Source organism: Streptomyces sp. NPDC002306 (assembly GCF_053593435.1).
Genome location: NZ_JBSFCK010000003.1, coordinates 147,219 through 157,084, shown reverse-complemented (window position 1 = coordinate 157,084; position 9,866 = coordinate 147,219). Strand labels below are relative to the sequence as shown.

Here is a 9,866-nt window from a genome sequence, read left to right as displayed (position 1 = left end):
GTCCGGGGTCCGGGGTCGGCTCATTGCCTGGCGGAACGTCCGAGACCAGCACCCCTCAAGGTCCAGTGTCCGGTGGCGGCTCGGTTTCTGGTCCGGAGACTGGGACCGGTTCCCGTCCCGGTCCGGGGTCCGGGGTCGGCTCATTGCCTGGCGGAACGTCCGAGACCAGCACACCACAAGGTCCGGCGTCCGGCGGCGACTCGGTTTCTGATTTGGGGTCTGAGTCCGACTCACCCCCAGGCCCGGCGTCCGGGATCGGCTCACGCCCCGGCCCCGGGGTTGACTCATTGCCCGGCGGAGAGTCTGGGACCAGCACACCGCAAGGTCCGGCGTCCGGCGGCGGCTCGCTTTGCGGTCCGGGGTCCGAGACCGGCTCACGCCCCGGTCCGGGGTCCAGGGCCGGTTCATTGCCTGGCGGAGCGTCTGGGACAGGCGCACCTGCCGGTCCGGCGTCCGATGGCGGCTCGGTTTCTGGTCCGGAGACTGGGACCAGCTCAAGCCCAGGTTCCGGGTCCGGGGCCGGCCCATTGCCTGGCCAAGCGTCCGGGACCGGCTCAAGCCCAGGTTCCGGGTTCGGGGCTGGCTCATCGCCTGGCCAAGCGTCCGGGACCGGCTCACCTCCCGACCGGGGGTCCGACACCGGCTCACCCCCGGGTCCGGGATCCGGGACCAACCCACCCCCCAGCCCGGCGGCCGGGGTCGCACCACCATCCGCACCTGCGTCGGAGAGCAGCAGCTCACCTGTCGTACCTGTGCCGCCGGGAGCGGGCTCGCCTTTCGCACCCGTGTCACCGGGAGCCGGCTCGTCCTCCGTGTCTGTCTCGGAGAGCGGCTCGCCTCTCGTTTCTGGCCCCGGGAGTGGCTCACCTCGCGTCGAGGTGTCTGGCTCCGGTACGGAGACTCCCCCCGTACCCGCGTCCGGGACCCCGCACCCGCCCGGCGAGCCGCCGCACACCACCGATCCGCAGGACGCCGACTCCGGAGCCCTCTCGGGGGCGCCGCCCGGGGCTGAGCCGGGGACCCGGAGGATAGTGCCCCGGGTGCGAGGTGACGTGCCCACCTCGGCCTTCGTGAATCCCTCGCGGGTGCGGGACCCGAGGGAGCCCGCTCCCGTGGAGGACGCGATACCGCCGGGAAGCCAGACTCCCACCGCCGCCGAAGCCACCTCCGAGGCGCGGTCGGAAGCCAGGTCGGAAGTGGGGACCGAGACGTCCTCCAGCAACGCCGTGGGCGTCGCACCACGCCCCGCCGGCGTCTCACTGACCAGGGCGCAGGCGGAGACGGAACGGCGCCCGATGCCGGTGCCGGAGCCCGGACTCCCCGGCGGGGGCCGGCGTCGGCGTCGTACGGCCGGCCTGATCGGCGTAGGGGGAGTGGTCGCCGCGGGAGTGGTCGTCGCCGTCGTCCTGGCGACGACGTCCGCCCCGCCCGACGACACCAAGGCGGGCGGCTCCGCCTCGAAGCCGCCCGTTTCGGCGTCGGCGTCGCCCTCGGCCCCCACCGGAACCCCCTCGCCCACGGTCGAGGGCACCTCACGGCCCCCGAGCCTGCCGCCGGGCGCGCACCAGGAGGCCGGCGGCTTCGCGTGGGTGACGCCCAGGGGCTGGCGCCGGGACGTGCAGACGGGCGCGGAGGTGCACTACACCTCGCCCGACGGCACACAGGAGCTCGTGGCCAAGTCCTCCCTCGCCCGCGGTGACCTGATGGACACCTGGCAGACGTCGGAGGAGAACGCCCACCAGGGCCAGGGCTACCGCAAGATCCGGCTGGAGGAGACGACGTTCCGCGGCAACCCGGCGGTCGTCTGGGAGTACACGTTCACCCTCAAGGGCACCGAGTGGCACGCCAGCCTGCTGGGCTTCAACGAGAGCGGGAAGTCGTACCAGATCAACACCTGGTACCAGCCGGAGATCGAGCCCCAGGCCGTGAAGACGTACAACCGGGTCAAGGACGGCTTCACCGTGCTGTGATCGCGTGCGCGCCGGACCGCGGAGGGAGGACGCACCGCGGGACGCACCGCCGAGCGACAGGTGAGGGGAGGGAACCCGCGGAACGGGTTCCCTCCCCTCACCTCACTGCTCAGCCGCGAGGCGGCGAGGCCGCGAGGCCGCCGGCGTCAGCCCACGGACACCCGGTCGGCCTCGTGCTCGACGGCGGCCGCCCGGCCGCCCCCGCGGACCTTCTCCTTGACCAGGGCGATCACGATCACGACCGCCGCGACCGCCAGGGACAGCAGCACGGTCGTACGCCCGCTGCTCTCCCCCTCGGTGTCGGTCAGCATGTAGCCGAGCACGAAGACGATCAGCGCGGCCGTCGCCCAGGTCAGGTACGGGTACAGCCACATCCGTACGACCAGCTTCTCCGGCGCCTCGGCCTGGATGATCTTCCGCATGCGCAGCTGCGAGAAGCAGATCACCAGCCAGACGAACAGGGCGACCGCACCGGAGGAGTTGACCAGGAAGAGGAAGACGGAGTCCGGGAACCGGTAGTTGAAGAACACCGCGACGAACCCGAAGACGACGGAGGCGATGATCGCCGCCATCGGCACACCGCGGGACGTGGTCCGCGCGAACGCCTTGGGCGCGTCCCCGCGCCGGCCGAGCGAGAAGGCCATGCGGGAGGCCGTGTAGAGGCCGGAGTTGAGACAGGACAGGACCGAGGTCAGCACGATGAAGTTCATGATCTGACCGGCGTGCGCGATACCGAGGGAGTCGAGGGCCGCGACGTACGAGCCCTTCTCCTTGATCGTCGGGTCGTTCCACGGCACCAGGGAGACGACCACGAGGATCGAGCCGAGGTAGAAGACACCGATACGCCAGATGATGCTGTTGGTCGACTTCGTGACCGCCCGCTGCGGGTTCTCGGACTCACCGGCGGCCAGCGTGGCGATCTCGCTGCCCATGAAGGAGAAGACGACCAGCAGCACACCGGTGAGGATGGCGCCGGGCCCGTGCGGCAGGAACCCGCCGTGCTCGGTCAGGTTCCCGATCCCCGCCTTGTCGCTGTCGACACCGGGCAGCACGCCGAACACCGCGAGCCCGCCGACGACGATGAACGCGCCGATCGCGACGACCTTGATGCCGGCGAACCAGAACTCGAACTCGCCGTACGAGCCGACGGAGACCAGGTTGGTCGCGGTCAGAACCACCATCACGATCAGCGCCCACCCCCACTGGGGCACGCCGGGCATCCACGACTCCAGGATCTTGGCGCCGGCGGTGGCCTCCACCGCGAGCACGACGACCCAGAAGAACCAGTAGAGCCAGCCGATGGAGAACCCGGCCCAGCGTCCGAGCGCGCGGTCGGCGTGCGCGGAGAAGGAACCGGACGTCGGATTGGCCGCGGACATCTCGCCGAGCATCCGCATCACCAGCACGACGAGCGTGCCGACGAGGGCGTACGACAGGAGGATGCCGGGGCCGGCGGTGGCGATACCGGAACTGGATCCGACGAAGAGTCCCGCGCCGATGACACCGCCGATGGCGATCATCGAAAGGTGGCGGTTCTTCAGACCGGCGTGGAGACCGGAACCGGGGTCTCCGGGGTCTCCGGGGCCGTTTTCGGCCTTCGTCAGGGTCGGCTGCGAAGTCATGGGACGGATTTCCTTTGCGCCGCTTGAGGGGTCTCCCGTACGAGCGGTGTACGAGTCGGTCCAGTGAAACGGAGGCTTAAGAATTCGGGAACCTTTGAATCCGGATTGTTACTTGAGGTTTTCCTGAGGTTCCGTAGTCTTAGTCACACTTTTCCGCCGTCGCACCCGGCGCTGCTACCCCGCGTCGCCCGTGACACACTCGACTCATGCGCGTGTATCTCGGCTCCGACCATGCGGGCTTCGAACTCAAGAACCACCTCGTCGAATGGCTCAAGGAGGCGGGTCACGACCCCGTCGACTGCGGCCCCCACATCTACGACGCCCAGGACGACTACCCGCCCTTCTGCCTCCGCGCCGCGGAGCGGACCGTCGCGGACCCCGGTTCCCTCGGCATCGTGATCGGCGGTTCCGGCAACGGTGAGCAGATCGCCGCGAACAAGGTGAAGGGCGCGCGGGCCGCCCTCGCCTGGAGCGAGGAGACGGCGTCCCTCGGCCGCCAGCACAACGACGCGAACGTGATCGCGGTTGGCGCGCGGATGCACTCGCGGGACGAGGCGACGAAGTTCGTCGAGACCTTCCTCGCCACACCGTTCTCCGGTGACGAGCGCCACATCCGCCGCATCGACATGCTCTCCGGCTACGAGACCACGGGCGATCTTCCGCCGGTCCCGGCGCACCACCCGCAGCAGTAGCCCGCAGCCACCGGTCCCCGGGGGCTGCGGTCCCCGGGGCCTCTCGGCGTGCCGCCCCGCCAGAAGACCGGACTCGGACGATGACGGGCGGGCGGTAGGGGAGAGCGCGCGTGGGATACGCGCGCACGCGCGTGGATTCAGCGGGCGGGAAAGGACGACGGAACGTGCCAGAGGGGCACACGATTCACCGGCTCGCGCAGGACTACGCCGCCGCCTTCGCCGCCCGCGTGACGCGGGTCACCAGCCCCCAGGGCAAGTTCGCCGACGCGGCCGCCCTCCTCGACGGCACCTCGCTGCACACCACCGACGCCCACGGCAAGCATCTCTTCCTCGGCTTCCGTGACCCCGAGGACGCCGACTGGATCCACATCCACCTGGGCCTCTTCGGCAAGGTCGCCTTCGGCGCCGCCCCCGCGCCCCCGCCCACGGACACCGTCCGGCTCCGCCTCGCCGACGACGCCGCGTACGTCGACCTCCGGGGCCCCGCCACCTGCGCCCTGATCACCCCCGCCGAGAAGCGGGCGATACACGAGCGGCTCGGCCCCGACCCGCTGCGCGCGGACGCCGACCCGGCCGCCGCGTACACGCGCGTACGCCGCAGCCGTACGACGATCGCCGCCCTCCTGATGGACCAGAAGGTCATCGCCGGCGTGGGCAACGTCTACCGGGCCGAGGTCCTCTTCCGCCACCACATCGACCCCTACCGCCCGGGCCGGGACATCACCCCCGGCGAGTGGGACGCGATCTGGGCCGACCTGGTCGCGCTCATGCGCGACGGCGTCCGCGACAACCGCATCGACACCGTCCGCCCGGAGCACACCCCGGAGGCGATGGGCCGCCCGCCCCGGGTCGACGACCACGGCGGTGAGGTCTACGTCTACCGCCGCGCCGCCCGCCCCTGCCACCTGTGCGGCGACGAGATCCGCACGGCCGACCTCGCCGCCCGCAACCTCTTCTGGTGCCCGACCTGCCAGCAGCGCTGACGCGCCCCAGGGGTCCCCGTCCACCGGTCGCACCCCCAGGGCCAGCCACGGGCCTCGGCGCTCGCCTCGCACGCGCCCAGGCCCCCTCCTGGACCCGTGAGAACCCGTCAGAAGCCGTGCGGCACCCAGGGGGCCACCGTCGACCCGAAGCCCAGCGAGGCCTCGGCCAGCGCGCCCTGACGCAGCTCACGCACCCGGCCGGCTCCCGCCAGCGCCGCCAGCGACACCCCGCCGAGATAGGCCGCACCCAACTCCCGTACGGACAGGGCGAGATCGGCCGCGTCCGTGGTCCGGGCGCACGAAGCCCCCTTGGCATCACCGGTCAGCCGCCAACGCCCCGCGTTCCAGGGGCAGAAGGTGTCCTCGACCTCGAACACCACGTCCACCGGCGCCTGGTAGGTCCGCGCCTCCAGCGCGGCCCCGACCTCCACCAGCCGCACATACAGGGAGTCCCGCACCCGCAGCTGACAGCGCCGGATGTCGGACACCTGGAGCTGCCACGCCTCGTCGACGGGCCGCCCGCGCACCTTCAGCGAGGTCGTCAGGTCGATGCCGAACAGGAACCGCCACAGCGCCGCGTCCGTCGCCGGATCGACCGCCGCGAGATCCTGCAACAGCACCTGGCCGTTGTGCCCGGCGTCCGTCCACTGCGGCTTGACCCGGAAGCGGGCGTACCCGGTGGGCTCCCCGTCCCGTTCGGCGACCACGCACTGCAACGGTGACGCCCCGCCCCGGTCGCGCTCCGCGTCCAGCAGCCACACCCGCTCCCAGCCGGGCTGCCGGGCCAGCATGCCCGCACGGGAGGCCACCGTGCGCGCGTACACGGACTCGCACGTGTCCAGCGCGTCCACCGGGCGTTCGTACCGCAGCCGTACGGCATCGGTGCCGTCCGGCACGGACAGCCGCACCCGGCCGGTGTCGATCTCGGCGCTGACGCCGAAGGTCGCCGGGGCGTACCCGAACCGCCCGTAGATCGACGGCTCGGACGCGAGGAGCACCGCCAGTGGCTCACCCCACCCGCGCACGTCGTCCAGCTGCCGTCGCATCATCGACGTCAGCACCCCGCGCCTGCGGTGCGTGGCGGCCACGCCGACCATCGTGACGCCCGCCGCCGGCACCGAGGCACCGCCCGGTACGGTCAGCCCGAAGGCGAACGCCCCCGCCGACCCCACACACCGGTCCCCGTCCCACACCCCCAGTGAACGGTCGAAGTCGGCGAGCTCGTGCCACAGCTCGCGCTCCTCGGCCGACTCCTCCACGCCCCCGAAGGCGCGGAGCAGATTGCCGTACCACTGATCCCAGTCGTCCTGCCGCAGCACCCGCAGGTCGGTCGCCCGGTCGGGCAAGTCATTCGCCATGAACCATGCGTACCAGGGCAATGCGGGACGAGCGAACGAATTTCTCCGTGCCCCCGGCGCAACTGCTTTCTGTGAAGTTCACTGTGAAGTCGAGCTCGGACGGGGGACAAGTGGGACCTCCCGTGCCAAGCGGCTGGTCCGATGGATAGGGTCCCGAACTAATGGCAGCAGGACGAGAGCGGCGCGCGGCGGCCGAGACGTTCACGGCCCGGTTGAAGATGCAGTGGCACCGGGCCCGCGTCGGCGTGCGCAGATCCGCCGTGGACTACTTCCGCGGGGACGGCTCGGACTGGATCGCGCTGGCCGGACTGCTCCTCACGGTCCCGGTGATCGCGGCCACCACGCTCGCCAACTCCGTGTGGTGCTCGCCGTCCGCACTGGTCCTGCCGATCGTCGCGGGCGGCCTGCTGCTGCGCCCGGCGAGCCTGCTCGGTCTGTACGCGGCCGCGGCCACCGCCCTGATCGTGGAGTCCGTGAAACTCGGGCCCTACACGGAGGGCCCCTCCCGGGTCACGCCGGGCGTGGTCCTGGTCGTCGCCGCCTGTGGCTTCGTGGGACTGCTGATCGCGCAGTTCCGCAGCAGAGTCGGCGTGCCCTGGCGGCGCGGCGGCACGATGCTGTTCGACCTGCGCGAACGCATCCGCGTGCAGAGCAAGCTGCCGAAGCTGCCGCGCGGCTGGCACCGCGAGATGGCGCTGCGCCCCGCGGGCGGCCAGTCCTTCTCGGGAGACTTCGTGGTCGCGGCCCGGACGAACGGCGGCCGCACGATGGAGGTCGTACTGACGGACGTCTCGGGCAAGGGCATGGACGCCGGTTCGCGCGCCCTGCTGCTGTCGGGGGCGTTCGGCGGCCTGCTCGGCTCCCTCCCGCCGCACGCCTTCCTCCCGGCCGCGAACGGCTACCTCCTGCGCCAGGACTGGGACGAGGGCTTCGCCACCTCCATCCACCTGGTCCTGGACCTGGACTCCGGCGACTACGAGCTCTACTCCGCCGGTCACCCGCCGGGCCTCCAGCTCAGCGCGGGCAGCGGCCGCTGGGAGGAGAAGGCCGCCGACGGCCCGCTCCTCGGGGTGTACGACGGCGCCCAGTTCGATCCCGTCAAGGGCTCCCTGCGCCCCGGTGACGTCCTGATGCTGTTCACCGACGGCCTGGTGGAGACCTCCGACCGCGACATCGTCGAGGGCATCGACCGCCTCACCGGCGAGGCCGACCGCTATGTCGCCGGGGGCTTCCAGGGAGCCGCCTGGCACCTCATCGAGGCGGTGGCGAAGGACGTCAACGACGACCGGGCGCTCCTGCTGGTCTGCCGCGAGGGTCCGACCGCGGCCGCCGCCCGCTGAAGCCGCCGTCCACAGAACCCGGCTGAGGCCGCCGTACGCGGCATCCGGCTGAAGCCGCCGTACGCAGAAAGGGGTACCCGTGCTGACCCTCACCGAGGTGGAGGCCCTGGCCCGCGCGGCGCACGAGGGCCAGACCGACAAGGCCGGGCGGCCGTACGCCGAACACCTCCAGGCCGTCGCCGACGGCGTGCGCGAGCGCGGCGGGGACGACGAGCAGATCGCGGCGGCCTGGCTGCACGACTCCGTCGAGGACGACGCGCTGTCCGCGCAGTGGCTGCGCGAGGCCGCGCTGACCGACCGCACGAAGGCCATCGTGCTCGCCGTCACCAAGCGCGGGGGCGAGGGGCCGGCGGCGTACGCGCGGCGCGTCCTCGCCACCCCCGGGGCGCTGCTGGTGAAGGAGTCGGACCTGGCCCACAACGCCGACCCGGTACGCCTCGCGGTCCTCGACGAGCCCACCCGCACGCGGCTGACCGAGAAGTACGCCCGGATGCGCGCACTCCTCGGCCTCACCGGCCTCGAAGGCCTCGAAGAAGGCAGTGACGGGCTCGGCGGCGGACTCTAGGCGCCGGCGCCGACCTTCTCGCGGAGACCGGTCCCACCGGTCCCGTTCTTCTCCCGCTCCCGGGCCAGTTCGGCCGCGTCGCGCTTGAAGGCCCACGCCATCCTCGGTTCCATCGCGAACCGGAACACCCGCTGCACGGGTGGCGTGCACAGCAGGGTGACGGCCGCGGCCGCGAGGACGCTCACGAAGATCTGGCCGAGCGGCCGGTGCAGCCATCCGTGGTCGAACCAGCCTCGGTACTCGCCGCCCTTGATCAGGAAGCCGTGCAGCAGGTAGCCGTACAGCGTGCCCGCGCCGAGGGCCGTGAACCACAGCCTGCGGCCCGGCACCCAGGCGAAGAAGCAGGCGGTCAGCAGCAGCGAGCAGCCGAACAGCGCCAGTTGCATCACCGGGCCGGCCCACCAGGGCGCGGCCAGTTCCTGTGCCGCGTCGCGGTGGTAGAGCCACCCGGCGTTCATGCGCGGTACCGCCCACCAGCCGAAGGCCAGCGCGGACGCGAACACCGGTACGGCGGCGATCCGCACCGAGCGCCGGCGCACCAGCCGGAAGTGCTCGGGCTTCAGGCACAGTCCGAGCACGAAGAACGGCAGGAACTGCAGGACGCGCTGGAGGTCCAGGTCGTCCCCGATGTTCGGCGTGAGGGACGCGAGCGAGGCCACGCCGAGGGCGAGCGGCAGCGGCCAGCGCACCAGCTTCCAGATCGGCGTGGTGAGCCGCCAGATGAACAGGGCGCACAGGAACCAGGTCAGGTACCAGGGGTCGAGGAGGCTGATGTCCTGGTCCGGGGCGTGGTCCACGACCCGCTTGAAGAGCGGGTAGGCAGTCTCGAACAGGACGTACGGCACGGCGACGCCGGTCACGAGCCGCTTGAGCCGGTCCGGGCGTGCGTCGAAACTCCGGGAGAAGAAGCCGGAGATGATGATGAACGCCGGCATGTGGAACGCGTACACGATCATGTAGGCGCCCTGGAGGATCCGGCTGTCGCCCTTCAGCGGCTCCCAGGAGTGCGCCACGGCCACGAACACGATCGCCAGGTACTTGGCGTTGTCGAAGAACGAGTCGCGCTGCTTGGACTGTCTGTCCTGCGATGCCTTGTCCGGCTTGTTCGACTTGTCGCGTTCGTCGTGCTCGTCGGGCTTGCTCTGGTCCGGCTGGGCGTGCGGCGGGGGCGAGGCGGCGTGGAACATCTGAGGCACCCTAGCGTCGTCCGTGGGTTTCCGTAAAACCCTCCATGTCGATATGGCTTATCGACTCCGAGTACCCCGGTATTTCCCGTGGTCGCCCTCGGCGGGGACGTGACGCCGCCCACAGCATCGGGTGTTGCCATCACGGCAGT

At 71.4% G+C, this 9,866-nt stretch carries 8 protein-coding genes; 5 read left to right on the top strand and 3 right to left on the bottom strand.

Features of this window, described 5'->3' with window-relative positions:
• The first annotated feature begins 1,112 nt into the window (after nt 1-1,112).
• Nucleotides 1,113-1,970: a hypothetical protein gene (locus ACWCQK_RS08320; protein ID WP_451153205.1), complete on the top strand. Its 858-nt coding sequence runs from the start codon at nt 1,113-1,115 to the stop codon at nt 1,968-1,970.
• A 146-nt stretch (nt 1,971-2,116) separates the two neighbouring features.
• On the opposite strand, the gene ACWCQK_RS08315 is transcribed toward ACWCQK_RS08320, so the two are convergent.
• Nucleotides 2,117-3,592: an amino acid permease gene (locus tag ACWCQK_RS08315; protein ID WP_451153203.1), complete on the bottom strand. Its 1,476-nt coding sequence runs from the start codon at nt 3,590-3,592 to the stop codon at nt 2,117-2,119.
• A 206-nt stretch (nt 3,593-3,798) separates the two neighbouring features.
• On the opposite strand from ACWCQK_RS08315, the gene ACWCQK_RS08310 reads away from it, so the two are divergent.
• Together ACWCQK_RS08310 and ACWCQK_RS08305 are read left to right on the top strand one after the other, a co-directional pair.
• The gene (locus tag ACWCQK_RS08310; protein ID WP_451153201.1) at nt 3,799-4,284 is read left to right on the top strand and encodes a ribose-5-phosphate isomerase; all 486 of its coding nucleotides are present in this window, start codon (nt 3,799-3,801) and stop codon (nt 4,282-4,284) included.
• Nucleotides 4,285-4,448: 164 nt separating this feature from the next.
• Nucleotides 4,449-5,267, top strand: a complete 819-nt coding sequence (locus tag ACWCQK_RS08305; protein WP_451153199.1) for an Fpg/Nei family DNA glycosylase — start codon at nt 4,449-4,451, stop codon at nt 5,265-5,267.
• Between the two features lie 107 nt (nt 5,268-5,374).
• On the opposite strand, the gene ACWCQK_RS08300 is transcribed toward ACWCQK_RS08305, so the two are convergent.
• On the bottom strand, nt 5,375-6,625 hold the full coding sequence (locus ACWCQK_RS08300; RefSeq protein WP_451153197.1) for a GNAT family N-acetyltransferase: 1,251 nt from the start codon (nt 6,623-6,625) through the stop codon (nt 5,375-5,377).
• A 161-nt stretch (nt 6,626-6,786) separates the two neighbouring features.
• Here ACWCQK_RS08300 and ACWCQK_RS08295 point away from each other — a divergent pair, with 161 nt between their 5' ends.
• Both ACWCQK_RS08295 and ACWCQK_RS08290 read left to right on the top strand, forming a co-directional pair.
• A complete protein-coding gene (locus ACWCQK_RS08295; RefSeq protein WP_451153195.1) occupies nt 6,787-7,965 on the top strand; it encodes a PP2C family protein-serine/threonine phosphatase in 1,179 nt (392 codons plus the stop codon).
• Nucleotides 7,966-8,044: 79 nt separating this feature from the next.
• Nucleotides 8,045-8,530, top strand: coding sequence for an HD domain-containing protein (locus tag ACWCQK_RS08290; RefSeq protein ID WP_451153193.1), 486 nt, complete (start codon nt 8,045-8,047; stop codon nt 8,528-8,530).
• Here ACWCQK_RS08290 and ACWCQK_RS08285 read toward each other — a convergent pair.
• Nucleotides 8,527-9,717, bottom strand: coding sequence for an acyltransferase family protein (locus tag ACWCQK_RS08285; protein ID WP_451153191.1), 1,191 nt, complete (start codon nt 9,715-9,717; stop codon nt 8,527-8,529). The genes ACWCQK_RS08290 and ACWCQK_RS08285 overlap by 4 nt on opposite strands.
• Nucleotides 9,718-9,866: the final 149 nt, after the last annotated feature.

Bases quoted from the DNA above. Each gene is read 5' to 3' on its own strand.
- ACWCQK_RS08295 (WP_451153195.1), top strand. From the start codon at position 6,787: ATGGCAGCAGGACGAGAGCGGCGCGCGGCGGCCGAGACGTTCACGGCC.
- ACWCQK_RS08310 (WP_451153201.1), top strand. From the start codon at position 3,799: ATGCGCGTGTATCTCGGCTCCGACCATGCGGGCTTCGAACTCAAGAAC.
- ACWCQK_RS08315 (WP_451153203.1), bottom strand. From the start codon at position 3,592: ATGACTTCGCAGCCGACCCTGACGAAGGCCGAAAACGGCCCCGGAGAC.
- ACWCQK_RS08285 (WP_451153191.1), bottom strand. From the start codon at position 9,717: ATGTTCCACGCCGCCTCGCCCCCGCCGCACGCCCAGCCGGACCAGAGC.
- ACWCQK_RS08300 (WP_451153197.1), bottom strand. From the start codon at position 6,625: ATGGCGAATGACTTGCCCGACCGGGCGACCGACCTGCGGGTGCTGCGG.